The following is a 23,467-nucleotide window of genomic DNA, read 5'->3' on the forward strand; positions in this document are numbered from 1 at the left end:
TACGCCGCCGCCGCTTCTCGCCTAGAGGTGGAGCCATGACGATCATCGACACGCCTTCGCCGAACTTCGACGAGCGGATGCTGCCGATCACGATGATCGTGCTCCACTATACCGGCATGGTGGACGGGCCCGCCGCGGTGGCGCGGCTGCGCGATCCCGCGGCGAAGGTCTCGGCGCATTACGTCGTCGAGGAGGACGGCACAGTGATCCGCATGATCGACGAGGCCAAGCGTGCCTGGCACGCAGGACAATCGCACTGGCGCGGCATCACCGACATCAATTCGGCGAGCGTCGGGATCGAGATCGTCAACCCGGGGCATGAATTCGGCTATCGCCCGTTCGCGCCCGAACAGATCGCGGCGCTGATCCCGCTGGTCGCCGACATCAAGCGTCGCCACGCGATCGGGCGCGGCAATGTCGTCGGCCATTCCGACATCGCGCCGCGGCGCAAGCGCGATCCGGGCGAGCTGTTTCCGTGGAGCAAGCTGGCCAAATTGCGGCTGGCGCTGCCGCGACCGACGCGCAATTTGATGGACCCGATGTGGAGCGAGGCCGGATTTCTGCTCGCGCTCGATCGGTTCGGCTACGACGTCGAAAGCCCGATGGCGGCGATCATGGCGTTTCAGCGCCGCTTTCGCCCCGAGTTGATCGATGGCGAGATCGACGCCGAATGCCGGATGATCCTGCTCGCGCTGCTGCTGCCCAAACCCCAGGGGGATGAGTGACGGTTGGGGCTTGCGGTGAAGCGATTCTGCCGGAACGACGGGGGATGGGAGATGGTGAGACGGCTGCAATCGACCCGATCTCTGCCGGTCAGCACAGAATTTCGATTGCCTGAAACACGCCATTCGCTGAGCAGACGCTTTTCGGCGCGATCTGGGCCGTTAGCCGGCGGACTGCCGTCGGAGAGCAGGCGCTGAAAGCTGACATTCGTTCATCAGCGGCTCCAAGGGCCGCTTCTGACTCGCAGCAGACGTTTTTCGCTGCCGCCGCCGCGATGCATGACGCTTGCGTTCCCCGCACGAGCAGCTTAGACACTGAACTACATGGTTCAGCATTTAAGCCCTCCCCTCGACCTATCGTTTGCAGCGCTGTCCGATGCGACCCGCCGCGGGGTCATCGATCAGCTTGGCCGGGCGGACGCGTCGATCACCAGTCTGGCGGATAAATTCCAGATGACGCTGACCGGCATGAAAAAACATGTCCAGGTTCTGGAGCGGGCGGGGCTCGTCGTCACGCAGAAGGTCGGACGGGTGAGAACCTGCAGGCTCGGAAGAAGCGGCCTCAGGGCCGAGGCGGAATGGATCGAGGCGCACCGGAAGCTCTTCGAGGCCCGCTTCGACGCATTGGACGAAATCATCAGCGAAATGAAACTGGAGGAAAGCGATGAATCAGCAAGTTAGCAGCGCCGGTGGTGCGCAGAACCGCACGTCAGTCGAGCGCAGGGGGGATCGTGAACTCATCGTAACGCGCACGTTCGATGCGCCGCCCAGCACGGTATACACTGCGTGGAGCCAGCCCGAGCTGTTCCAGCGCTGGTGGATACCGAAATCGCTATCCGGCGTTTCGCTCGTTTCGTGCGATATGGACGTCCGTACCGGCGGCAAATATCGGCTGGAATTCGGCGCGGGCGGTTCGGGCACCATGGCCTTCCATGGCAAGTATCTCGAGGTGGTGCCGGACGAGCGCATCGTCTGGACCAACGACGAGGACGAAGAGGGCGCGATCACGACAGTGACCTTCGAGGATCAGGGCGGGAGGACACTACTGACTTTCCACGAAGTCTATCCGTCCAAGGAGGCGCTTGAGGAAGCGCTCCAGGGTTCGGCGGCCGGGTTGCCGGAGCAGCTGGATCAGCTCGACGAATTGCTGTCCGGCATAGGCGAGTAGCGCGGGTCGGGAAACTCGCCTTGGGGGAAAGTATGCTCCTGGGGCGTGATTCCGCCGGCCTTTCCGGTCGGAGCTGGGCGCATGCCGTCGTCATTCCGCAGCGCCAGCTCAACGACCGCTTGCGACCCAAAAGTAGACATTCCTTTGGCGCAATGTATCGTTCGAAAGCAAACCCAGCGAAGCGAGCGTGCGGGCGTTATTTGATGTGTCGTCGTCCGGCGGCACAGAACTCTCCGAACGTGTAAAGGAAGTGCTGGCATGAGCCACCAGGGAAGCTGCCACTGCGGCGCGATGACCGTCACAATCGAGGACGATCCGATTGAAGTCAGTTAGTGCAATTGCTCGATCTGCCGCCGCACCGGTGCGCTGTGGACTTATGCCCCGCCCGCTTGCGTCGCAGTGACCGGCGAAGGCATCGGCTACGTCCACGGTGACAAGATGCTGGCTCTGTTTCATTGCCCAACCTGCGGTGTGATTACTCATTGGAGCACAATCGACCCGGACTACGACCGGATGGGCATCAACCTCAGGCTGTTTGATCCGAGGCTGTGGGAAGCGTTACCCCGCAAGTTCGTCGACGGCGCGAGCTGGTAAGACAGCGATCCACCGCATCGCCCCCCATTCGGGATGCCTCAGGAAGGTATTGATGGCCGAAAACCGGGTTTGTGGCCTAAATGCAGACTTTCCGGAATCCACCAATCATCGCCGCTTGCTCGCATAACAACCCCGATCAGCCTTGGAACCGACGGCAGTCGGCGCACGCTGCGTCACCGCTTCCGCCGCGCACGCAAGTGCGCTACTGCCCGCAACGCCAGAGGGTTGGGCGATCGCGTCATGTGCAAACATGTCGAGGAAAGTCCGGGCTCCACGTAACGACGGTGCCGGGTAACGCCCGGCGGGGGTGACCCCAGGGACAGTGCCACAGAGAGCAGACCGCCCCGGCGCACGCCGGGGTAAGGGTGAAAGGGTGCGGTAAGAGCGCACCGCGGGGCCGGTAACGGCAACGGCACGGCAAACCCCACCGGGAGCAAGACCGAATAGGGGTGGCAAATGGGTTTGTTGCAACTCGTCGCCCGGGTTGGTTGCTGGAGGCGGCATGCAAATGTCGTCCGAGAGGAATGATCGCCCAGTTCCCGTTTCGGCGGGGATGGACAGAACCCGGCTTACAGACCCTCTGGCACCTTGAATTAGGTGCGCGCCCTCGACCATGATGCCGGCGGTGCCGACCGCTCGCTTCTCACCGATTCACGCCATGGCTGTGTCGGCCTGCGTCAATGGACGCGTTTGAATTCGATCGTGCGCCTTTGCATGTCGATCGCCGCTAGCCGAACGATTAGCGCGTCGCCGGGCATCGCCGTCGTGTCGACCCGTGCGATGATGGGGTAATCGCTGAGCTGAATCCGCGCACCGCGATCGTCGGTGTCGGTGACGACAGCGGCGAAGCTGTCGCCGACGCGACTGCGCAGCATGATCGCTTCGGCGAGGTCGATCACCGCGCGGTCGATCCGGCCCGCGGTGGCGTCGGCGCGCGCTATGACCTTGGGGAGGCGGTCGAAGGCGGCGGTGACGACGGCGGGGACGGGCTGGCCGTTGGCGACCGCGACCGCGGCGCGGATGACGTAGCGGTCCGCGAGACGGCGCAAGGGCGCGGTGGCCTGTGCGTACGTCGCGGCGACCGCGGCGTGCCAGGGCGTCTCGCCATCGTGCCAGGGCGCGTAGGAGGCGCCGTGGCCGGCGCGGCGGACCGCGAGCATGAAGGCGGCGGCGCGGGGCTGCGCGGCGTCGAGCGTGCGGGTGAAATCTGCCAGTGGTTGCGCGTCGGGCCATGCCAGCGCGAACGCCTTGGCGGTGTTGCGGAGGCGCAGCTTCGCGGCGTCGTCGGGTGCGGCCATGACGCGGAACAGCCCGGTATGGTGCGCGAGCAGCGCCTGGCCTACCGCCATGTTGGTCGCGAGCGACAGCGCAGCGTTGCGGTCCTCCGCGACGAGGCGCGGGCGGAAGCGGAGCGCGAGTGCGCCGTCGACACGCTCGACCTCCTGTTCGGGGGGATCGACGCGGGACGCACCGCGGCGGCGCTCGTCGCGCTGGATCCGGGTCGCGAGATCGGCGAACCCGGCGGGCAGATCGGCATCGATGGCGGTGGCGTAGGCGAGCTTCGCGCGGCTGCGGATCAGCGCGCGTTCGACGCCGTCGAGTGCCACCGCGCCCGACGGATCGATGCGGACGGTGAAGACGATCGCGGGGCGCGGGCCGTCGGGGAGCAGGCTGGCGGCGCCCTCGGCAAGGATCGGGGGATAAAGCCCGGCCTTGCGATCGGGCAAATACAGCGTCTCGCCGCGGGTCCACGCCTCGCGGTCGATGACGCCATCGTCGTCGACGAACCAGGCGACGTCGGCGATCGCATAATGAAGGAGGAGATCGGCACCCGCAGCCTCGATCGCGAACGCCTGGTCGAGATCGGTCGAGGTGGCGGGATCGAGCGTGACGAAGGCGCGATTGGTGCGATCGACGTGATCGGTCGGCTGGCGCTTCGCGGCCTCGGCGGCGGCGGCGAGGACCGCGGGCGGGAAGCCGTCGGGCACCTGGAATTCGGCGCGGATCGCATCGAGGCCGTCGGCGAGCGCGTGTTGGGGATCGGCGAGCGTCTTCACGCGGGGATCGGATGGGTGATGGCGATGCTCCCGGTGTGGATGGAGTTGCGCGCGCAGCGACGGGCGCAGATATGAAAAGAGGTTGCCGGGCGTCTCTCGACGACCCGACAACCCCCTGACATGGTCAGCGGCCGGAGAGCTCCAGCCCGGAGGACCATGCGAACCGCATTTCCTGTGATCGCCTACGTTGACTGGGAGAGGATACTCCCCGCAAGCGACCGGCGGATCAGCGGCGCGTCCCCCGAACGAACCGAACCGAACTCACTGCTGAACCATGAGACATCGGATCACCTCCTTTCGCTAGTTGAAACGTCGTGATCGGCATCGACCACGATTGCGAATGTGAGTCAGATCGGGCGACGATACAAGTCTTGAATTGCGCAAATTTTTGGCCGATCATCTTCCGTCGCGCGCCGGATGCGGCCGGCACCTTTAGTCGGTCGACGATTGTGGTGTTGGGTTCGCGCTTATCCCCGACAATCCTCGGTCACACGCTCGACCTCTGCCCAGGGCGGGAGGACGAGCGGGGTCGCGCCCGATTGTTCGAGCGTGAAGCGGCCGCGGCTGAATCCGATCGCATCGAGCAGCGCATCGCGCGGGGTGAGCGCGGTCGCGACATAGGGCGGGGTGCCGCCGGTCGGCTGGACCTGGAGCGTGCGCGCGATGCTGGTGGTGCGCACCGTCATCGGCGTCGCGAGCGTGCCTGCCTTCGACAGGTAGATCCGCTTGGCGGCGGTATCGCAGCGCAGCGTGACGAGCGCGTCGGCGTTGGCGGGGCCGAACAAGGCGATGCTGCCGCGCGGGTCGCGGCGATAGACCCAGGTTCCCGGCGTCATCGGCCAATCGCGCCAGTCCGCCGCGAGCGCGGGGCTCGGCATTGGCGCGGGGGGTGAGGGTGCCGCGGTCGGCTGGCGCGCGGGAGGCGGCGGCGCGGGCGGTTGGGGGACGCAGCCGACCACCAGCGCGAGCGCGGTGAGCGCGGCGAGGCGGGCGGGGCTAGCGAGGGGGGGGACCGGGAGACGCATCCGCGATGCTATGGCCGATGGCGTCGCCGCGCTCAACCGGCTAGCGCCGGAGCGGGCATGGGAACCGGTGGGTGGGACCGCCGGTTGATGCGACACACGAGGAGCTTCCATGACCGAGACCAAGACGCCGACCCAGTTGCTGAGCCAGGCCAACACCGCCGCGACGATCAAGGTCGAGAGCCGCGATGGCGATACCGTGGGGACGGTCTATGCGTTCATGGTCCACAAGGGGACCGGGCGGGTGACGCACGCGGTGCTGAGCCTCGGCGGGTTCCTGGGGATGGGCAAGAGCTTCTATCCGCTGCCGTTCGGGCTGATCCAGTTCGATGCGGTGCGCGACCTGTACGTCGTGACGATCGACCGCCGGATGCTGGAGGGCGGGCCGAGCTGGGCCAACAACGCGCCCGCGTTCGACCAGGCTTACGCCGACCGGGTCGCGCGCTATTACGAGGTGGCGAGCGAGGACGTCGATTAGTCGCGGAAGCTTGGTTCAGCCCAGTCCGGCTTGACAGGCGATCCGCATCCGGCGGACACCCACCGTCATGCACACCAACCGCCGCCGCTTTCTCGCCGGGACCGCCGCCACCGCCGCGCTCGCCGCTACCCCGCTTCGTGGCGCGACCGCCGCGCCGCCGCTGTCGCAATTGTTCGACCAACTCGTTCAGGAACAGCTGCGCCGCAGTCCCGAAGGCGCGACCCAGCTGGGGCTCGACAAGGGACCGAACGCGGATTTGCGCGCGAAACTGTCGGATCAATCCGCCGCGGGAATCGCGTCCGAACAGGCGCTGACCCGCGCACAGCTCAAGCGGCTCGAAGCGGTCGACCGCAGCGCGTTGGCGCGCGAGCAGCAGATCGATCTCGATTGCGTGCTCTACACCCGGCGTTCCGCGGTGGCGGTGCAGGCGTTCGATTTCGGCGGATCGAGCTATGGCCCGAGCCCCTATGTCGTGTCGCAACTGTCGGGGGCGTATCAGTCGGTCCCCGATTTCCTCGACACCAAGCATCAGATCGCGACCAAGGGCGACGCCGACGCGTATCTTCAGCGTCTGCAGGCGTTCGGGACTCAGATCGACGACCAGACCCAGCGGATGCGCCACGATGCGGGGGTCGGCGTGGTGCCGCCCGATTTCATCCTCGACTTAGCGATCGAGCAGATGGGCAAGACCGCGGTGCCCGCCGCCGATGCGCTGGTCGTCCGATCGATCGCGCGGCGCGCCGCCGACAAGGGGCTGGGCGACGATTACGGGCGCCAGGCCGCGGCGATCTATGCCGCGAACGTGCTGCCCGCGCTCGAGCGCCAGCTCACCTATGCCAAGACGCTGCGCCAGACCGCGACGCATGACGCGGGGGTGTGGAAGCTGCCGCGGGGCGCCGAATTCTATCCGGTTGCGCTGAAGGCGACGACGACGAGCAGCCTGTCGCCCGAAGAGGTCCACAAGTTCGGCCTCGATCAGGCCGAGTTGCTGTCCGCACGGCTCGACGGTGAGCTCAAGAAACAGGGGTTTACGCGAGGATCGGTCGGCGAGCGGATGGCGGCGCTCTACAAGAACGCCAACCAGCTCTATCCCGATACCGATGCGGGCAAGGCGCAGGCGATCGCGTATTGCAATGCGCGGCTCGCCGCGATCCGGGCGAAGCTGCCAACGGTGTTCGACCGGTTGCCACCGTATAGTTTCGAGGTGCGGCGGGTGCCTGCGCAGACCGAAGCGGGGGCGGCGGCGGCGTTCAGTCAATCGCCTGCGATCGACGGATCGCGCCCGGGGCTGGTCTATTTCAACCTTAAGGATTCGGGTGACTGGCCCAAATTCTGCCTCGCGACGACGGTGTATCACGAGGGATTGCCCGGGCATCAGCTCGAGGGCGGGCTGGCGCTGTCGAACAAGGACTTGCCGTTGATCCGCAAGATTTCGGGGTTTTCGGGCTATGGCGAGGGCTGGGCGCTCTATGCCGAACAGCTCGCCGACGAGATCGGGATGTACGACGAGGACCCGCTCGGGCGGCTGGGGTATCTCAAGTTCATGCTGTTCCGCGCGAACCGGTGCGTCGTCGATACCGGGATGCACCATTTCCGCTGGAGCCGCGAACAGGCGATCCAGCGCTTCGTCGAGCAGGAGGGCGAGACGCCGGGCTTCGCGGCGCGCGAGGTCGACCGCTATTGCGTCAACCCAGGGCAGGCGGCGAGCTACAAGCTCGGCCATTCGGTGTTCGTGGGGATTCGCGACAAGGCGAAGGCGAAGCAGGGGTCAGCGTTCGACCTGAAGGCGTATCACAACGCGGTGCTGCGCTATGGCCGGGTGCCGCTGGATGTGTTGCAGCAGATCGGCGATGCGTGGGTGGCGAGCGTCTAGGCGGCCACAATCGTCAGGCGGCGAAACGCGCGGCGTATATCGCAGGTCGGTAATGCGGTTCGGGAATCGGCTTGCCCGCCGAACGAGCGGCTTCCAACCAGCCCAGAACAGCATCGTGGACGTTCGCCAACGCCTGGTCCGGCGTGTCCCCGTGGGTCGAACAATAGCGCAGGTCGGGTACGTCCGCGATCCAGCAGTCGTCATCCTGCGACCAGAACAGGTTGATGTGATAGCGTGGCGCGGTCATATCTCGACATGTAGGCCATGTTCGTCGACGATTTCAAGGAATCGCCGTACCAGATAGACCTTCACCGCCTTGCCATCCGGCAATACCGTAAAAACCTGCGGTACGTCATAGTGTCGATGGCTTCCCTTGATCCGAACGAGCACAAAGCCGGTGGCGCGCAGCAACCGTTCGAATTCGGCGAAGGTGATGGCCGTTTTAGGGTTGGCAAGGACGGCGGCGTACAGTTTGGCGATGCGAGTCATGCGAGCGTTCCTTGTATCGCCCGGAACGTTACTCGCGATTTACGGCTGCGTTGGTCGCGCCAAACGCGTGCGGCTTTGGTATTGCGGGACGTTCCAACCAAGGCGCTGACCTCTCTGCAACATTAGTTGGCTTGAGCTTAGCACAATTTGAACAGATTACGGCCTCGCGCAATATGTTCGCAGAGTTATCCACCGCTTTACCCCCCCCGTTTCCCCATCCGCAGCTTCTGGCTCTTGCCGTACCGCGTCTTGCGCGTCCCCGGCTTGCCTTCGTTGCTGCGGCCCATGATCGGCGCTTTGTGCTCGCCGGCGGGGAGGCCGAGTTCCTCGTTCTCCAGCGCGCGGATTTCGTCGCGGAGGCGGCCGGCGGTTTCGAATTCGAGGTCGCTGGCGGCCTTGCGCATCTGCTTTTCGAGGTCCTCGATATAGGCGCGCAGATTGTGGCCGACCATGTGGGGGCGCCCGAACCCATTGGCGTCGTCGATCGGGACGGTGACCTGATCGCGTGACGACACATGCGCGATGATATCGCCGATGTTGCGTTTGATCGTGGTGGGGGTGATGCCGTGGAGGGTGTTATATTCCTCCTGCTTTTCGCGGCGGCGCGAGGTTTCGTTCATCGCGCGCTCCATGCTGCCGGTGATCCGGTCGGCGTAGAGGATGACGCGGCCGTCGACGTTGCGCGCCGCGCGACCGATGGTCTGGATCAGCGAGGTTTCGCTGCGCAGGAAGCCTTCCTTGTCGGCATCGAGAATCGCGACGAGCCCGCATTCGGGGATGTCGAGGCCTTCGCGGAGCAGGTTGATCCCTATCAGGACGTCATAGACTCCGAGCCTAAGATCACGGATCAATTCGATTCTCTCGAGCGTTTCGACGTCGCTGTGCATGTAGCGGACCTTGATCCCCGCCTCGTGCATATATTCGGTGAGATCTTCGGACATGCGCTTGGTGAGCGTCGTCACCAGCGTGCGATAGCCCAAGGCGGTGGTCTTGCGGCATTCGACGATCAGGTCCTGGACCTGTTCCTCGACGGGCTTGATCTCGACCGGGGGGTCGATCAGTCCGGTCGGGCGGATGACCTGTTCGGCGAAGACGCCGCCGGTCTGTTCCATTTCCCAGCCGCCCGGCGTCGCGCTGACCGAGACGGTCTGCGGGCGCATCGCATCCCATTCGTTGAAGCGCAGCGGGCGGTTGTCGATGCAGCTCGGCAGGCGGAAGCCATATTCGGCGAGCGTGATTTTCCGGCGGTGATCGCCACGCGCCATCGCGCCGATCTGCGGCACGGTCTGGTGGCTTTCGTCGACGAAGAGCAGCGCATTTTCGGGGAGATATTCGAATAAGGTGGGGGGCGGCTCGCCGGGCAGGCGGCCGGTGAGGAAGCGGCTGTAATTCTCGATCCCCGCACAAGATCCTGTCGCTGCAATCATTTCAAGGTCGAAGTTGGTCCGTTGTTCGAGCCGCTGCGCCTCGAGCAGCTTACCCTCGGTGACCAGTTCCTTGAGCCGTTCGGCAAGCTCGTGCTTGATCGCCGCGCCCGCCTGTTTGAGCGTCGGACCGGGGGTGACATAATGGCTGTTGGCGTAGATCCGGATCGAGTTGAGCGACGCAATCTTCTTGCCGGTCAGCGGATCGAATTCGGTGATGTCCTCGATATCGTCGCCGAAGAAGCTGATCCGCCACGCGCTGTCTTCGTAATGCGACGGGAAAAGTTCGAGCGTGTCGCCCTTGACGCGAAAATTGCCGCGCTGGAACGCGGCGTCGTTGCGCTTGTATTGCAGCGCGACGAGCTTGCGGACGATCTCGCGCTGGTCGACGCTCGTGCCCTTTTTCAGATCGAAGATCATCGCGCTGTAGGTCTCGACCGAGCCGATGCCGTAGAGGCAGGAGACCGAGGCGACGATGATGCAATCGTCGCGTTCGAGCAGCGAGCGGGTCGCCGAATGCCGCATCCGGTCGATCGATTCGTTGGTCGAGGATTCCTTCTCGATATAGGTATCGGACCGCGCGACATAAGCTTCGGGCTGGTAGTAATCGTAATAGCTGACGAAATATTCGACCGCATTATCGGGGAAGAAGCTCTTGAATTCACCGTATAATTGCGCGGCGAGGATCTTGTTGGGGGCGAGAATCAGCGCAGGCCGCTGGACCGCCTCGATGACCTTGGCCATCGTGAAGGTCTTGCCCGATCCGGTGACGCCGAGCAGCACCTGGTCCTTCTCGCCCGCCACCGCGCTGTCGACGAGTTCCCGAATCGCGGTCGGCTGGTCGCCCGACGGTTCGTACTCGCTGACGAGCTTGAACGCGCGGCCGCCCTCGACCTTGGCAGGGCGTGCGGGGCGGTGGGGGACGAACGCCGGGCCGGTCTCGGGCTCGGCGAGGCTGGTGCGGATCTGGATGGCCATCGCGACAGGATATGGGGGCGCGGCGCGCGGGACACAATCGCCGCCGTTCGCTCCGCGGCCGCAAACGTCGACGCCAGAAATCACGTTGTGTTCGGGTTACGCTGCGCTGCGGTAGTTGCTAGGGGTTCGCTATGCTCACCCCCGTGTCGATGCCCCGAGCGATCAAGCGCTGGACGCCCGCGCGGTTCCGCGCGTTGCTGCGAGCGCAGGGGCCGACGTCGATCCGGTTTCGGCGGCGGATCGCGATCCTGACCGGGGCGATCGCGGTGGGGATCGTCGCGGTGCTGTTCGCCGAGATTGCGGACTGGGTGGGCGGCATCTTCAACGGCTATGCCGACACCTGGCACTGGCTGCCGCTGCTGACGACGCCGCTGGGGTTCATGGTGCTGGTGTGGCTGACGCGGCGGTATGCGCCGCTGGCGCGCGGATCGGGGATTCCGCAGGTGATCGCGGCGCGCGACGACCCCGATGCGGCGACGAGCGACCTGATTTCGGTAAAGACGGTGACCGCGAAATCGGCGCTGACGCTGGGCGCGATCATGTGCGGTGCCAGCGTCGGGCGTGAGGGGCCGACGGTGCAGCTCGCGGCATCGGTGATGGGGATCGCGCACCGGATCATGCGGGTGCCGCTGCGCAGTTCGGTGGTCATCGCGGGCGGTGCGGCGGGGGTCGCGGCGGCGTTCAACACCCCGCTGGCGGGGGTGCTGTTCGCGATCGAGGAATTGTCGGCGGCGTATGAGCAACGCGTGACGCTGCTGGTGCTGTCGTCGATCGTCATCGCGGGGATGGTCGCGCAGTCGCTGTCGGGCGATTACGTCTATTTCGGCGCGATCGGGGCACACATGCCGATCGCGACCGCGCTGTTCGTCGTGCCGGTCGCGGGGATCGCGGGCGGCGCGTTCGGCGGGTTCTTTTCGCGGATCGTGCTGGCGCTGGCGAGCGGGCGGCATTGGCTGACCGATTGGTCGAAGGCGAATGCGGTGCTGTTCGCGGGGATCTGCGGCGTCGTCGTCGCCGCCTTGGGGGTAGCGAGCGGGCTGACCTGGGGCACGGGTTATGGCGCGGCGCGCGCGATGATCATTGGCACCGATGCGCCGCTGTGGTTCGGCCCCGCCAAGTTCGCGAGCACGGTCGCGACCGCGGTCGCGGGGCTGCCCGGCGGGATCTTCGCGCCGAGCCTCGCGGTGGGCGCAGGGGTCGGCAACATGCTGCACGCGGTGTTCCCGGGCGAGCCCGCGGGCGCGGTCGTGATCCTGGGGATGGTGGCGTATTTCGCGGGCGTCGTGCGCGCGCCGCTGACCGCGGTGATCATCCTGTCGGAAACGACCGCGAGCCGCGGGCTGCTGCTGCCGATGTTCGCGACCGCGTTCATCGCGGATTGGGCGAGCCAGGGGGTGTGCCGCGAGAAACTGTACCACGGACTGTCGAAGACGTTCGCGGGGGTGCGATAGAGCGGAAGACCGCGGCAATGCGACGTGACTGTCGTTCCCTGATCATTCCGGTCAGTTCGCGATGTCGGGCCCGACCGTTCCGGACCAGCCGAACGAGGTGCCGTCATCGCGCGGGTGCGCGGACGATTCGGACCAATCGACCGGCTTGTCGCCATATTTCGCGGTCAGAACGCGATCACGCCGATCGGAGCTATATTCGTCGGGGTTCCAACCCTCGTCATATTGGAAGCGTGCGTCGAACCGGTCACCTTCGATGGTCATGAACAACGCGTTCCATTTTCTGTCGTCAGGCGCGGCATCCCATGCGTCCAGGATCCGCAAAGCAAGCTCGACGCTGCCGCCGTTGTAGATGACCTTGTCCGGCAATTCCTTGAAGATCGCCGCCGTGACCACCATACTCTCGGCCTCGGCATAGAGAAACGCCCCATCGGGTCCGGCCTCGATATCCACTGCCGTCATTCCCGCAATATCGGACAAAATCTTTTCAAATGGCTCAGTATCGGTCATTTGCCACCCTTTCGATTAGCGAAGTTCTTCTTTTCGGAGTGTCCCGTACTGCGATATTCAACGGTAATCGTATCGGGGCGCAGCGAGTAGTTCGGATAGTGCGGTGTGAAGATGATATCGACCTTCCGGCCTTGCCGCACCAATTTTGCGATCCGACCTTCTAGCTGACGATACCCTCCCATGTTGAAATGTGCATCCTGCGCAAAATGGTTGAACGCCGCGGTCGGCCCGTTGAACGGGCGGATCAAAGATCGATTTGGGTGAACGGCTGGCTGAATTGTCAGCCTCATTGCAATGTTTGATATAACGACCGACGCAGTTGCGATACCCAGAGTACATGCTTCGGTCATGGCCGATACTGCCTACCTGCTGTCAGGTGTAACTGATGGACACGACGGGAGCGTTTCCACTATCAGGTAGAGTGATCGGCTTGATCGCAGCCGGTTCAAATGGCTGAACTTGATACGGAGAGAAGCGGTGACCCCAATGGTGATTTTTCTGCTCTCTTCTGTGCAAGCTCCTACCTCGTCCCCAAGCCAGACACCGTCTATTACAGAGCATTGCGACTATGATCGTAAATTGCTCGATCTGGGTTTCGACGCTTTTGACCAAGACCTGACTGGCGGGTGGCGCGCGCTGTCGCAAAAAGCGGGCTGCGAGGAGGCTGCCGCGAACATGGTTCGTGCGTACCGCTTGAATTATGAAAACTTGATCCCGCTACTGTTCTGGCATGAGGCTCAGCTCCGCGCATCGATCGGGGATTACGCATCAGCTATTCCCTTGATAAGAAAATCCAAAAAACCGAAGGATCACGATATCTTCGGTTGGAACGACTACGCTGACGCAACTATCGCCTTCCTCACGAATGACAGGAATGCGTTGGAAAATGCCCGGATTCGGCTCGCGAGCGTAGCCAGGCCGAGCGGATACCCCGCGGAACGCAAGTGGCCACCAAATCTGAATGTTGTCGATGGTTTGACTGCTTGCTTCGGTAAGCCGTACAAAGTTGCCTATGGACCGGTCTGCCGGAAGCCGACTCAGTAGTCAGTAGTCACGGGTAACTCACCGGTTGCGATTGGCGGCATCGATGCGATTTTTGCTCGGGGTGGCAGGGTAGCCCGATCACTGAAGGGTCCAAGACTGTCAACGCGCCTCGATCGTCTGACGCCCCGGTCCACTGCGGCAAAGGCACCGACGTTTCGACCAGTTCACGCCAGCCGATTAACCCAATGTCGTAACCTCCGGCGTCGTCATGCAAGCCGCGATCTTGGCTTCGTCGGGGCGCTTCGGCGCGGTGTAGGGGGCGATGTCGAGTGGCTGGCCGATCGTCGCGGCGGTGAAGCTGGCGGGGTCGCCGCCGGTGCAGCGCATCAGCGTGTCGAGCATTTTCGGCGGGGTGTCATAGGCCTCGTAGCTGAGGCGGAAGGTGCCCCAGTGGATCGGGATCGCTTTCGCCGCATCCAGTCGCGCGAAGACGCGCACCGCGTTCATCGGGCCGATGTGGCTGCCCGAATCCATCTGGCCGGGCGCGAAGCGGAACGCGCCGATCGGGATCAGCGCGAGGCGGATCGGGCCGAGCGCGGCGGCTTCGGCGGGCCATTGGCCGTCGCCGAGCCCGGTGTCGCCCGCGAAGAACAGATTGCCGCCGGTGGGGAACGTCACGACAAAGCTGGACCAGAGCGCGCGGTTGCGATCGGTGCCCCAGCGGCTGCCCCAATGATGGTTGCGGGTGACGACGACGTCGATGCCGGGGCGGATCGCGAGGCGTTGGCCCCAGTCGAGCGCGGTCGCCCGTGCGCCGACCTGCGCGATGACGCTGTCGTTGCCGAGGCTGGTGACGATCCGCGGGCGGTCGCGTTTCCACAGTTTCGCCAGCGTCGTCTTGTCGAGATGGTCGTAGTGATTGTGGCTGACGAGGACGAGATCGATTGGGGGCAGGTCGTCGAAGCGGATGCCGGGTGCGGTGACGCGGCGCGGGCCGATCAGGTCGAACGGCCCCGCCTTCTCGCTCCACACCGGATCGGTGAGGATGTTGAGCCCGTGGGTCTGGATCAGGACGGTGGCGTGGCCCACCCAGGTCGCGACCATCCGGTCGCCCTCGACGCGCGGGGCAGGTTTGGACGGGGTGACGGGGACGCGCTCGGGCCAGGTCGGGCGACCGTCATTGCCCGTCAGGTAGCGCCAGATGAAACCCGCGCGGCTGCCGCCGCCGGGCATCCGGAAGGTGTTCTGGTCGCCGCCGGGGTTGAAGAAATGCGCGCCATCGAAATGATCGCTAACCGGGCCACGGTAATAGATCCGGTCGAGGAAGCGCGGGACGATCGTCACCGCCAGGCCGAAGAGGATGATCAGCAGCAGCAACGCGCCACCGACGATCTTGAAGGCTGTGGTCACGGTGATCCTTGGGTTGGGTTGGTGGCTAACGCGGCGCGGAGGGATCGGTTCAGGTGGTGCCGATGAGGATGATCCGTTTTTTCGTCACCCCGGACTTGTTCCGGGGTCCATTGGGCCGCACAAGTAGTCCAGCGCTTTTCTTGGCGCGCCATGGACCCCGGAACAAGTCCGGGGTGACGTATTTTTTCGGGGGTTCGCGATGCGCCGTTTCGCCATTGCCTTGCTGTTGGCTGTTTCATTCCCGAGCCTCGCTGCTGCGAAGGACGTCAAGGTCGAGGAGGTGTCGCTCACCGATCTGCAGGCGATGATGACCGCGGGCAAGACGTCGAGCGTCGACATCGTGAAGGCGTATCTGGCGCGGATCGCGGCGATGGACCGCAAGGGACCGGCATTGCGCGCAGTGATCGCGATCAACCCCGATGCGCTGGCGCAGGCCAAGGCGCTCGATGCCGAGCGCAAGGCGGGGCGGGTGCGCGGGCCGCTTCATGGCGTGCCGATCCTGATCAAGGACAATATCGAGACCGCCGACGCGATGCCGACCACCGCGGGCAGCCTGGCGCTCAAGGACAATTTTACGCGCCGCGATGCCCCGGTAATCGCGGCGTTGCGGGCGCAGGGCGCGGTGATCCTGGGCAAGACCAACCTTAGCGAATGGGCCAACATCCGATCGACGCATTCGATGAGCGGGTGGAGCGGGGTCGGCGGATTGGTGAAGAATCCCTATGCGCTCGATCGCACCGCGTGCGGATCGTCGAGCGGATCGGGTGCGGCGGTCGCGGCGAGCTTCGCGGCGGCGGCGCTCGGGACCGAAACCGATGGATCGGTGGTGTGTCCGTCGTCGCTCAACGGGCTGGTCGGGCTGAAGCCGTCGATCGGGATGGTCAGCCGGACGCATGTCGTGCCGATCAGCCACAGCCAGGATACGCCGGGGCCGATGGGGCGGAGCGTCCGCGATGTCGCGACGCTGTTGTCGGCGATGGTCGCGCCCGATCCCGCCGACGCGGTGACGATGGGGGCGGTGACGAAGGATTATGCTGCTGGGCTGTCGACGAGCGCGCTGTCGGGGATGCGGGTCGGGGTGATCCGGCCCAAGGCGATGAGCAAGGCGCTGGTGGCGCGGTTCGAGGCCGCGCTGGGCGTGCTGAAGGACGCGCGCGCGGTGCTGGTCGAAGTCACGCCGCCGAAGCTCGACGGGCTGGGCGACGCCGAGTTCATGGTGCTCAAGACCGAGCTGAAGGCGGATCTGAACGCCTATCTCGCGACGACGCCCGCGAGCGTGACGACGCGGACGCTGGACGACGTGATCGCGTTCGACACCGCGCATGCCGCGACCGAGATGCCGTTCTTCGCGCAGGAGATTTTCGACGACGCGGCGACGACCAAGGGGCTCGACGATCCCGCGTACAGGGCGGCGCGCGCCAAGTCGTTGCGGCTGGCGGGGGTGGAGGGGATCGACGCGATGCTCAAGACCGCGAACGCGGCGATCCTGGTCGAGCCGAGCTATGGCGCGGCGTGGCTGAGCGATCCGGTCTATGGCGACCAATATGACGGGCCGAGTTCGAGCGAACTGCCCGCGATCGCAGGCTATCCGAATTTGACGGTGCCGATGGGGCTGGTCGGTGGGCTGCCGGTCGGGCTGTCGTTCATCACCGGCAAGAATGGCGAGGCGACGGTGCTGGGCGCGGGTTATGCCTATGAACAGCGCAGCCATGCGCGGGTCGCGCCGCGATATCTGCCGAGCGCGGATGTCGGTGCTGGGCTGGAGGGGGCGGGGCTGGAGGGCGCGCGCTAGCGCCCGCGTTCGAGCAGTTCGGGGCGGATGTGGATCGCGTTGAGCGAGACGCGCACCTCGATCATGAACGAGACCAGCGCCGCGATCAGCAGCATCATCGCCAGGATGAACGCGAGCGCCACGAAGGTGCCGAAATGGAGCTTGGCGAGTTCGGCGACGAACAGCAGCGCAACGACGAGGCACGTCATCACCGCGCTCGATACCGCGAGGAACAGCGCGGCGTTGATGATCGACATCCGCCGGTCGAGCAGCCGCAATTCCCAGACGTGGCGATCGTGTTCGGGCCCCTGGGTGCGGGGGTGCAACGCCTCCAGCGCGCGGGCGCGGTCGATCACGCGCGACAGTCGCCCCGCCAGCACGTTGAGCAGCGCGCCGATCCCGGCGAGCATGAACACGGGGCTGAGCGACAGCTGGATCGTTTCGGCGATCGTGGTGACGGCGAGCGAATAGGGCATCGGTAGCGCCTAGGCGGGGCGGTAGCGGCGATGCAATCGCAACGTGTAATAACGAGTCCTCCCCCGCCAGGGGGAGGTGGCAGCCATTCGGCTGCCGGAGGGGACGGACACGGAACGATGATTGGTCGCTTCCCTCCCCCTCCGACCCGCTTTGCGGGCCACCTCTCCCTAGCGGGGAAGGATTTTTATCAGCGCGTGGAGGGGGCTCTGCGCGAACCCTATTATCGCGACGGGTCGATCAGGTATTTCTCGCCGGTGGCGCGCTTGGCGTAGGCGGCGATGACGTCGGGTTTCAGCGCGTCGGCCAGGCTGATCGTCGCAGTATAGTGGCTCGCGAAGGTGGTTTTCAGTTCGTCGGACACGCGCTGGCGAAGGCGCATCATGCCCTCGCCGCCGATCCGCCCGAGGAACGGGGTCAGCAGCCAGCCGCCGACGCCCCACGCCATGCCGACCCCCGCGCCGATCGTCGTCGGGCGCATGTCCAGGCGGCCGTAGATATAGACCTGTTTGTGGGTGGTCGAACCGTAGCGGCTGTAGCCGTCGGCCTTGCGGTTCGCGGCGGCCTCCATCGCGACGAGGATGCGGCCCGCGAGGTCGCCGCCGCCGATCGCGTCGAACGCCAGCGTCGCGCCGGTGTCGGCGAGCGCATCGACCAGCGTGGCTTCGAAATCGTACTTGCTCGAATCGACGATATGCGTTGCGCCGAGCGCGCGCAGGATCGCGGCCTGGGCGTCGCTGCGGACGATGTTGACCAACGCGATTCCGTCGGCGACGCAGATCTTGTTGAGCATCTGCCCGAGGTTAGAGGCGGCGGCGGTGTGGACGAGCGCGGTGTGGCCCTCCAGTTTCATCGTTTCGGTCATGCCGAGCGCGGTGAGCGGGTTGACGAACACCGACGCGCCATCCGCCGCGGTCGCGCCGGCGGGGACGGGGACCGCGTCCTTGGCGCGGACGGTGCGATACTCGGCGTACATCGCGCCGCCGACTAGCGAGACGGTCTTGCCGACCATGTCCTCGGCACCCGCACCCGCCGCGACGACGGTGCCCGCGCCCTCGTTGCCGACCGGCAATGCCTGATCCATCCGCGCCGCCATCGAGGCGAGGCGGGCAGGCGGGATGTCAGCGACGGTCTTGCCGCCCTCGACGCGGAAGCTCGCGGGATCGGCGGGGCCGAGCAGCAGGCCGAGGTCGGACGGGTTGATCGGGGTCGCTTCCATCCGCACCACGATTTCGCCGTCGCCGGGAGCCGCTACCGGGACGTCCTCGATCCAGAGTTCGAGCTTACCCGCCGAGCTGACGCGCGATTGCAGCTGGTGGCCCGAGGTCGGTATGGTCATGGTTTTCTCTCCCGTCGCTTTGGCGCTCTTGTAAGCACGCGATGGCTGTGGGTACAAGTTGGTTGCAAAAGTGAACGGATTGGCTCGACGGAGGTTATACCGACGAGTGCGCGGTGGGAAACGCCGCCGACGGGAGCATGATATGAACGATCGAACGCCGGAGACGGCATCCACAGTGACGCGCCGCGGCGTGTTGACGACGAGCGCGGTCGGCGCGGCGGCGGCGGCGCTGCCCGCACCCGTGCTGGCGGCGGGCAAGCCCGAACCGGCGCGCAGCGTGCCGACGATGCCGGTAACGCTGAAGGTCAACGGACGGACCCGCGAGCTCGAGCTCGATCCGCGGGTGACGCTGCTCGACGCGCTGCGCGAGCATCTGTCGCTGACCGGGACCAAGAAGGGCTGCGACCACGGCCAGTGCGGGGCGTGTACGGTGATCGTCAACGGACGGCGGATCAACAGCTGCCTGACGCTGGCGGCGATGCACGACGGCGACGCGGTGACGACGATCGAGGGGCTCGGCACCCCCGACAAGCTCCATCCGATGCAGGCGGCGTTCGTCAAGCATGACGGCTATCAATGCGGTTACTGCACCCCGGGGCAGATCTGTTCGGCGGTGTCGACGATCGCGGAGATCAAGGAGGGGATTCCGAGCCACGTCAGCGGCGACCTGACCGTGAAGCCGCAGATGACCGTGACCGAGATGCGCGAGCGGATGAGCGGCAATATCTGCCGCTGCGGCGCGTATTCCAACATCATCGACGCGATGTCCGAAGTCGCCGGGATCGATCAGGGGGGAGTCGACGCATGAAGGCGTTTACGTTCGAGCGCGCCCATTCGCCCGCCGATGCGGCGGCCAAGGCGGTCGCGACCCCTGGATCGACGTTCATCGCTGGCGGCACCAACCTGCTCGATCTGATGAAACTCCAGATCGAGACGCCGCGTCATCTGATCGACGTCAACCGGCTGGGGCTCGACAAGATCGAGGGCGTCGATGGCGGGGGCGTCAGGATCGGCGCGCTGGTGCGCAACACCGATCTCGCCGCCGATGCGCGGGTTCGCAAGGATTATGGCGTGCTGAGCCGCGCGCTGCTCGCGGGTGCATCGGGACAGCTGCGCAACAAGGCGACGACCGCGGGCAATTTGCTCCAGCGGACGCGGTGTCCGTATTTCTACGACACCAACCAGGCGTGCAACAAGCGCAAGCCCGGATCGGGCTGTGCCGCGATCGGCGGGTTCAACCGCAATCTGGCGATCATGGGGACGAGCGAGGCGTGTATCGCGACGCAGCCGAGCGACATGGCGGTGGCGATGCGGGTGCTCGACGCGGGCGTCGAGACGGTCAAGCCCGATGGAACGACGCGGACGATCCCGATCGCTGATTTCCACCGGCTGCCCGGTGATACGCCGAACATCGAGACCAATTTGATCCCCGGCGAATTCATCACCGCGGTAACGCTGCCCAAGCCGATCGGCGGCACGCACATCTATCAAAAGGTGCGCGACCGCGCGTCTTATGCGTTCGCGCTGATCTCGGTCGCCGCGGTCGTTCAGCCCGATGGGCGGGGGCGGTTCGCGTTCGGCGGCCTGGCGCACAAGCCGTGGCGGGTTGAGGCCGCCGAGCGACTGTCGGGTGCCAAGGAGATCGCGGGCACCGTGCTCGCAGGCGCCAAGACGACGCCGCAAAATGCTTTCAAGGTGCCCCTGGTCGAACGGACCCTCGGCGCCGTCCTCGCCGAAGCGAAGGGCTGATTCCCATGAAATTCGATACCCCCGCCACGACAAACCCGATCGACCAGATGAAGGTCGTCGGCAAGCCGCATGACCGGATCGACGGACCGTATAAGACGACCGGCACCGCGCCCTATGCATACGAACGCCATGATGTCGTGCCCAATCAGGCCTATGGCTATATCCTGGGCTCCGCGATCGCGACCGGGCGGATCAAGAGCATCGACACTAGCGCCGCCGCCGCCGCGCCGGGGGTGGTCAAGGTCGTCACCTGGCAGAATGCGGGGGCGGTCAAAAAACCCGATGCGGTGACCGCCAAGCTGCTCGGCGGGCCGGAGATCGAGCATTACGATCAGGCGATCGCGATCGTCGTCGCCGACAGTTTCGAACAGGCGCGCGCCGCCGCGAAGCTGATCGTGGTCGATTACGCGCGCGAGAAGGGGGCGTATGACCTGAAGGCCGCCAAATCGTCGGCGATCAAGCCCCAGCCCGGATATGCGGGAGACCCCGATACGGCAGTCGGCGATTTCGCGGGGGCGTTTGCCAAGGCGCCGGTGACGCTCGATGCGACCTATACCACCCCCGACCAATGCCATTCGCCGATGGAACCGCACGCGACGATCGCTCACTGGGACGACGGCAAGCTGACCGTATGGACGTCGAACCAGATGATCCAATGGGCCAAGCGCGACCTAGCCGAAGCCTTCGGTATTCCGCAGGAATCGGTCCATGTCATGTCACCCTATATCGGCGGCGGGTTCGGATCGAAGCTGTGGATCAGAAGCGATGCGATCATGGCGGCGGTCGCGTCGCGCGCGTGTGGGCGCCCGGTACGGGTCACGCTGACCCGGCCGATGATGTACAACAACACCACGCACCGCCCCGCGACGATCCAACGGATCCGGATCGGTGCGGACAAGGCGGGGCATATCACCGCGATCGGGCACGAAAGCTGGTCGGGCGACCTCCCCGGCGGACAACCCGAGACCGCGGCGAACCAGACGCGTCTGCTCTACGCGGGTAAGAACCGCATGACCGCGACGCGGCTCGCGGTGCTCAACCTGCCCGAGGGCAATGCGATGCGCGCGCCGGGCGAAGCGCCGGGGCTGATGGCGCTCGAGATCGCGATGGACGAGATGGCGGAGAAACTGGGGATGGACCCGGTCGAATTCCGCATCGTCAACGATACACAGGTCGATCCGGAGAATCCCGACAAGCCATTTTCGCACCGCGACCTGATCGGGTGCCTGCGCACCGGGGCCGAGCGATTTGGCTGGGACAAGCGCCACGCCAAGCCGGGCGCGACACGCGACGGGCGCTGGCTGGTCGGCATGGGGATGGCGGCGGCGTTCCGTGGCAACATCACGATGAAGTCGGGCGCGCGGGTCGGCATCGACAAGAAGGGCGTGGTGACGGTCGCGACCGACATGACCGATATCGGCACCGGCAGCTATACGATCATCGCGCAGACCGCCGCCGAGATGATGGGTGTCGACATGGACAAGGTCGTCGTGCTGCTGGGCGATTCGAGCTTCCCGGTGTCGTCGGGATCGGGCGGGCAGTGGGGCGGCAACAGTTCGACCGCGGGGGTCTATGCCGCGTGCGTCGCGCTGCGCGACCGGATCGCACAAAAGGCGGGGTTCAACACCGCCGAGGTCGACTTCGCCGACGGCAAGGTGACGAGCGGCAACCGTGGCGTGAAGCTGTCCGACATCGCGGGTATCGAGGGACTGTCGGCGGAGGATTCGATCGAGTTCGGCGACCTGGGCGAGAAATATGCGCAGGCGACCTTCGGCGGACATTTCGCCGAAGTCGGCGTCGATACCGCGACCGGTGAGGTGCGCGTGCGCCGGATGGGCGGCGCGTTCGCGGCTGGGCGGATCCTGAACCCCAAGTCGGCGCGCAGCCAGGTGATCGGCGCGATGACGATGGGAACCGGCGCGGCGTTGATGGAAGACGCGGTGGTCGATCAGCGGTTCGGCTATTTCGTCAACCACGATCTCGCCGAATATCATGTCCCGGTCCATGCCGACATCCCGCATCAGGACGTGTATTTCATGCCCGAGGTCGACGACAAATCATCGCCGATGAAGGCCAAGGGGGTCGGCGAACTCGGCATCTGTGGCGTCGCGGCGGCGGTCGCGAACGCGGTCTACAACGCGTGCGGAGTCCGCATCCGCGATTACCCGCTGACGCTCGACAAGCTGATCGGGGAGATGGTCTGACCGCCGCCGACACGATCGCGGTCGCGCGCGATGTCGCGCTGGAGGGCGGGTATAATCTGCGCGATCTCGGCGGCTATCCGACGCGCGACGGGCGCCGTGTGGCGAGGGGGAGGCTGTTCCGGTCGGCCGCGCTGCACGCGCTGACCGATGCGGATATCGCCGCGATCGACGCGCTCGGCATTCGGCTGGTGGTCGACCTGCGGACCAATCGTGAGCGGGGTCTAAAACCCAGTCGCGGCGCGTGGGCCACGTGGTCGCGCGATTATGATACCAGCACCGCCGACCTTCACCGCGCGATCGCCGATCCCGCGCTGACGCTCGATACCGTCAGCGACGCGATGCGCGCGACGTATCGGGCGCTGCCCGAGGAACAGGCCGACGCCTATGCCGCGCTGGTCCGGCGGATCGCGGCGGATGACCTGCCGCTGCTGTTCCATTGCGCGGTAGGCAAGGACCGGACCGGGGTCGCCGCCGCGCTGATCCTCGATCTGTTGGGGGTGCCACGCGCGACCGTGGTCGCGGATTACCTGCTGACCAACCGGGTGACCGAGCAGGCTGCGGCGCATGCGCATGAATCGCTGCGGCGCCACAATGATACGCTCCAGCGCGCGATGGTCGCGCCGGTCGCACGCGCGGAGGCATCCTATCTCGACGCGATGTTCGCGGCGGTCGAGACGCGGTACGGATCGGTCGAGCGCTATGTGGTCGATCGGCTTGGCATGTCGGGTGACGCGATCGACGCGATCCGGGCCGCGTTGCTGGTCGGGCGCTGA

Annotated in this window: 23 protein-coding genes and 1 other RNA gene; 14 read left to right on the top strand and 10 right to left on the bottom strand. The window is 65.5% G+C overall.

Translation table 11 applies throughout. From position 1 onward, the window contains the following. Window positions 1-35: 35 nt before the first annotated feature. The 5 genes from EAH84_RS10310 to rnpB all read left to right on the top strand — a co-directional run bounded on the left by EAH84_RS10310 (window position 36) and on the right by rnpB (window position 3,072). Window positions 36-725: an N-acetylmuramoyl-L-alanine amidase gene (locus EAH84_RS10310; protein ID WP_140871631.1), complete on the top strand. Its 690-nt coding sequence runs from the start codon at window positions 36-38 to the stop codon at window positions 723-725. Window positions 726-1,046: 321 nt separating this feature from the next. After that, window positions 1,047-1,403: an ArsR/SmtB family transcription factor gene (locus tag EAH84_RS10315; protein WP_140871633.1), complete on the top strand. Its 357-nt coding sequence runs from the start codon at window positions 1,047-1,049 to the stop codon at window positions 1,401-1,403. Then, window positions 1,387-1,890, top strand: a complete 504-nt coding sequence (locus tag EAH84_RS10320; RefSeq protein WP_140871635.1) for an SRPBCC family protein — start codon at window positions 1,387-1,389, stop codon at window positions 1,888-1,890. The genes EAH84_RS10315 and EAH84_RS10320 overlap by 17 nt, the downstream gene beginning before the upstream one ends. Before the next feature lie 399 nt (window positions 1,891-2,289). After that, on the top strand, window positions 2,290-2,484 hold the full coding sequence (locus EAH84_RS16380) for a hypothetical protein (RefSeq protein ID WP_241656551.1): 195 nt from the start codon (window positions 2,290-2,292) through the stop codon (window positions 2,482-2,484). A 217-nt stretch (window positions 2,485-2,701) separates the two neighbouring features. Further along, an RNA gene (gene rnpB, locus EAH84_RS10330) (RNase P RNA component class A) lies at window positions 2,702-3,072 on the top strand. Window positions 3,073-3,161: 89 nt separating this feature from the next. Here the strand turns inward: rnpB and EAH84_RS10335 are convergent. Then, the gene (locus EAH84_RS10335) at window positions 3,162-4,541 is read right to left on the bottom strand and encodes an RNB domain-containing ribonuclease (protein WP_140871637.1); all 1,380 of its coding nucleotides are present in this window, start codon (window positions 4,539-4,541) and stop codon (window positions 3,162-3,164) included. Between the two features lie 467 nt (window positions 4,542-5,008). After that, window positions 5,009-5,566 carry a hypothetical protein gene (locus EAH84_RS10340; protein WP_140871639.1) on the bottom strand — a complete coding sequence of 186 codons (558 nt, stop codon included), beginning with the start codon at window positions 5,564-5,566 and terminating at the stop codon, window positions 5,009-5,011. Window positions 5,567-5,675: 109 nt separating this feature from the next. On the opposite strand from EAH84_RS10340, the gene EAH84_RS10345 reads away from it, so the two are divergent. Then, a complete protein-coding gene (locus EAH84_RS10345; protein ID WP_140871641.1) occupies window positions 5,676-6,041 on the top strand; it encodes a PRC-barrel domain-containing protein in 366 nt (121 codons plus the stop codon). 67 nt (window positions 6,042-6,108) lie between these two features. After that, entirely contained in the window at window positions 6,109-7,914 is a 1,806-nt protein-coding gene (locus tag EAH84_RS10350) for a DUF885 domain-containing protein (protein ID WP_140871643.1), read from the top strand. A 13-nt stretch (window positions 7,915-7,927) separates the two neighbouring features. On the opposite strand, the gene EAH84_RS10355 is transcribed toward EAH84_RS10350, so the two are convergent. The 3 genes from EAH84_RS10355 to uvrB all read right to left on the bottom strand — a co-directional run bounded on the left by EAH84_RS10355 (window position 7,928) and on the right by uvrB (window position 10,805). Next, the gene (locus EAH84_RS10355) at window positions 7,928-8,161 is read right to left on the bottom strand and encodes a type II toxin-antitoxin system HicB family antitoxin (RefSeq protein WP_140871645.1); all 234 of its coding nucleotides are present in this window, start codon (window positions 8,159-8,161) and stop codon (window positions 7,928-7,930) included. After that, complete coding sequence (locus tag EAH84_RS10360; protein ID WP_140871647.1) at window positions 8,158-8,403, bottom strand: type II toxin-antitoxin system HicA family toxin; 246 nt, start codon at window positions 8,401-8,403, stop codon at window positions 8,158-8,160. Before EAH84_RS10360 ends, EAH84_RS10355 begins: the two co-directional genes overlap by 4 nt. Before the next feature lie 197 nt (window positions 8,404-8,600). Beyond that, entirely contained in the window at window positions 8,601-10,805 is a 2,205-nt protein-coding gene (gene uvrB / locus EAH84_RS10365) for an excinuclease ABC subunit UvrB (protein ID WP_140871649.1), read from the bottom strand. A gap of 131 nt (window positions 10,806-10,936) precedes the next feature. Between uvrB and EAH84_RS10370 the strand changes: the two genes are divergently transcribed. Beyond that, complete coding sequence (locus EAH84_RS10370) at window positions 10,937-12,256, top strand: chloride channel protein (RefSeq protein WP_241656552.1); 1,320 nt, start codon at window positions 10,937-10,939, stop codon at window positions 12,254-12,256. 51 nt (window positions 12,257-12,307) lie between these two features. Here the strand turns inward: EAH84_RS10370 and EAH84_RS10375 are convergent, their stop codons facing one another. Both EAH84_RS10375 and EAH84_RS10380 read right to left on the bottom strand, forming a co-directional pair. Then, window positions 12,308-12,763 (bottom strand): hypothetical protein, encoded by a 456-nt coding sequence (locus EAH84_RS10375; RefSeq protein WP_140871651.1) that lies wholly within the window; start codon window positions 12,761-12,763, stop codon window positions 12,308-12,310. Beyond that, window positions 12,760-13,113: a DNA/RNA non-specific endonuclease gene (locus tag EAH84_RS10380; RefSeq protein WP_140871653.1), complete on the bottom strand. Its 354-nt coding sequence runs from the start codon at window positions 13,111-13,113 to the stop codon at window positions 12,760-12,762. Before EAH84_RS10380 ends, EAH84_RS10375 begins: the two co-directional genes overlap by 4 nt. 136 nt (window positions 13,114-13,249) lie before the next feature. Between EAH84_RS10380 and EAH84_RS10385 the strand changes: the two genes are divergently transcribed. Next, entirely contained in the window at window positions 13,250-13,807 is a 558-nt protein-coding gene (locus tag EAH84_RS10385) for a hypothetical protein (RefSeq protein WP_241656560.1), read from the top strand. A 177-nt stretch (window positions 13,808-13,984) separates the two neighbouring features. Here EAH84_RS10385 and EAH84_RS10390 read toward each other — a convergent pair whose 3' ends face one another. After that, window positions 13,985-15,157, bottom strand: coding sequence for an MBL fold metallo-hydrolase (locus EAH84_RS10390; RefSeq protein WP_140871655.1), 1,173 nt, complete (start codon window positions 15,155-15,157; stop codon window positions 13,985-13,987). A 199-nt stretch (window positions 15,158-15,356) separates the two neighbouring features. Here EAH84_RS10390 and EAH84_RS10395 point away from each other — a divergent pair, with 199 nt between their 5' ends. After that, window positions 15,357-16,949 carry an amidase gene (locus tag EAH84_RS10395; protein WP_140871657.1) on the top strand — a complete coding sequence of 531 codons (1,593 nt, stop codon included), beginning with the start codon at window positions 15,357-15,359 and terminating at the stop codon, window positions 16,947-16,949. On the opposite strand, the gene EAH84_RS10400 is transcribed toward EAH84_RS10395, so the two are convergent. Together EAH84_RS10400 and EAH84_RS10405 are read right to left on the bottom strand one after the other, a co-directional pair. Then, window positions 16,946-17,404: a DUF2721 domain-containing protein gene (locus tag EAH84_RS10400; RefSeq protein WP_140871659.1), complete on the bottom strand. Its 459-nt coding sequence runs from the start codon at window positions 17,402-17,404 to the stop codon at window positions 16,946-16,948. The two genes, EAH84_RS10395 and EAH84_RS10400, sit on opposite strands and share 4 nt — an antisense overlap. Before the next feature lie 221 nt (window positions 17,405-17,625). After that, complete coding sequence (locus EAH84_RS10405; RefSeq protein ID WP_140871661.1) at window positions 17,626-18,741, bottom strand: zinc-binding dehydrogenase; 1,116 nt, start codon at window positions 18,739-18,741, stop codon at window positions 17,626-17,628. Window positions 18,742-18,883: 142 nt separating this feature from the next. Here EAH84_RS10405 and paoA point away from each other — a divergent pair, with 142 nt between their 5' ends. The 4 genes from paoA to EAH84_RS10425 are packed head-to-tail and all read left to right on the top strand — an operon-like array spanning window position 18,884 to window position 23,467. Continuing rightward, window positions 18,884-19,549: an aldehyde dehydrogenase iron-sulfur subunit PaoA gene (paoA, locus tag EAH84_RS10410; protein WP_140871663.1), complete on the top strand. Its 666-nt coding sequence runs from the start codon at window positions 18,884-18,886 to the stop codon at window positions 19,547-19,549. Then, complete coding sequence (locus EAH84_RS10415; protein WP_140871665.1) at window positions 19,546-20,490, top strand: FAD binding domain-containing protein; 945 nt, start codon at window positions 19,546-19,548, stop codon at window positions 20,488-20,490. Before paoA ends, EAH84_RS10415 begins: the two co-directional genes overlap by 4 nt. A gap of 5 nt (window positions 20,491-20,495) precedes the next feature. Next, entirely contained in the window at window positions 20,496-22,694 is a 2,199-nt protein-coding gene (gene paoC, locus EAH84_RS10420; protein ID WP_140871667.1) for an aldehyde oxidoreductase molybdenum-binding subunit PaoC, read from the top strand. Continuing rightward, window positions 22,631-23,467 carry a tyrosine-protein phosphatase gene (locus EAH84_RS10425; RefSeq protein ID WP_161978377.1) on the top strand — a complete coding sequence of 279 codons (837 nt, stop codon included), beginning with the start codon at window positions 22,631-22,633 and terminating at the stop codon, window positions 23,465-23,467. Before paoC ends, EAH84_RS10425 begins: the two co-directional genes overlap by 64 nt.

The sequence above is a fragment of the Sphingomonas oligophenolica genome (assembly GCF_006438955.1).
Classification (GTDB): domain Bacteria; phylum Pseudomonadota; class Alphaproteobacteria; order Sphingomonadales; family Sphingomonadaceae; genus Sphingomonas; species Sphingomonas oligophenolica_A.

Coding starts and splice junctions, on each gene's coding strand:
- EAH84_RS10310 (WP_140871631.1), top strand. CDS start 36: ATGACGATCATCGACACGCCTTCGCCGAACTTCGACGAGCGGATGCTG.
- EAH84_RS10315 (WP_140871633.1), top strand. CDS start 1,047: ATGGTTCAGCATTTAAGCCCTCCCCTCGACCTATCGTTTGCAGCGCTG.
- EAH84_RS10320 (WP_140871635.1), top strand. CDS start 1,387: ATGAATCAGCAAGTTAGCAGCGCCGGTGGTGCGCAGAACCGCACGTCA.
- EAH84_RS10340 (WP_140871639.1), bottom strand. CDS start 5,566: ATGCGTCTCCCGGTCCCCCCCCTCGCTAGCCCCGCCCGCCTCGCCGCG.
- EAH84_RS10345 (WP_140871641.1), top strand. CDS start 5,676: ATGACCGAGACCAAGACGCCGACCCAGTTGCTGAGCCAGGCCAACACC.
- EAH84_RS10350 (WP_140871643.1), top strand. CDS start 6,109: ATGCACACCAACCGCCGCCGCTTTCTCGCCGGGACCGCCGCCACCGCC.
- EAH84_RS10355 (WP_140871645.1), bottom strand. CDS start 8,161: ATGACCGCGCCACGCTATCACATCAACCTGTTCTGGTCGCAGGATGAC.
- EAH84_RS10360 (WP_140871647.1), bottom strand. CDS start 8,403: ATGACTCGCATCGCCAAACTGTACGCCGCCGTCCTTGCCAACCCTAAA.
- uvrB (WP_140871649.1), bottom strand. CDS start 10,805: ATGGCCATCCAGATCCGCACCAGCCTCGCCGAGCCCGAGACCGGCCCG.
- EAH84_RS10370 (WP_241656552.1), top strand. CDS start 10,937: ATGCTCACCCCCGTGTCGATGCCCCGAGCGATCAAGCGCTGGACGCCC.
- EAH84_RS10375 (WP_140871651.1), bottom strand. CDS start 12,763: ATGACCGATACTGAGCCATTTGAAAAGATTTTGTCCGATATTGCGGGA.
- EAH84_RS10380 (WP_140871653.1), bottom strand. CDS start 13,113: ATGACCGAAGCATGTACTCTGGGTATCGCAACTGCGTCGGTCGTTATA.
- EAH84_RS10385 (WP_241656560.1), top strand. CDS start 13,250: ATGGTGATTTTTCTGCTCTCTTCTGTGCAAGCTCCTACCTCGTCCCCA.
- EAH84_RS10395 (WP_140871657.1), top strand. CDS start 15,357: ATGCGCCGTTTCGCCATTGCCTTGCTGTTGGCTGTTTCATTCCCGAGC.
- EAH84_RS10400 (WP_140871659.1), bottom strand. CDS start 17,404: ATGCCCTATTCGCTCGCCGTCACCACGATCGCCGAAACGATCCAGCTG.
- EAH84_RS10405 (WP_140871661.1), bottom strand. CDS start 18,741: ATGACCATACCGACCTCGGGCCACCAGCTGCAATCGCGCGTCAGCTCG.
- paoA (WP_140871663.1), top strand. CDS start 18,884: ATGAACGATCGAACGCCGGAGACGGCATCCACAGTGACGCGCCGCGGC.
- EAH84_RS10415 (WP_140871665.1), top strand. CDS start 19,546: ATGAAGGCGTTTACGTTCGAGCGCGCCCATTCGCCCGCCGATGCGGCG.
- paoC (WP_140871667.1), top strand. CDS start 20,496: ATGAAATTCGATACCCCCGCCACGACAAACCCGATCGACCAGATGAAG.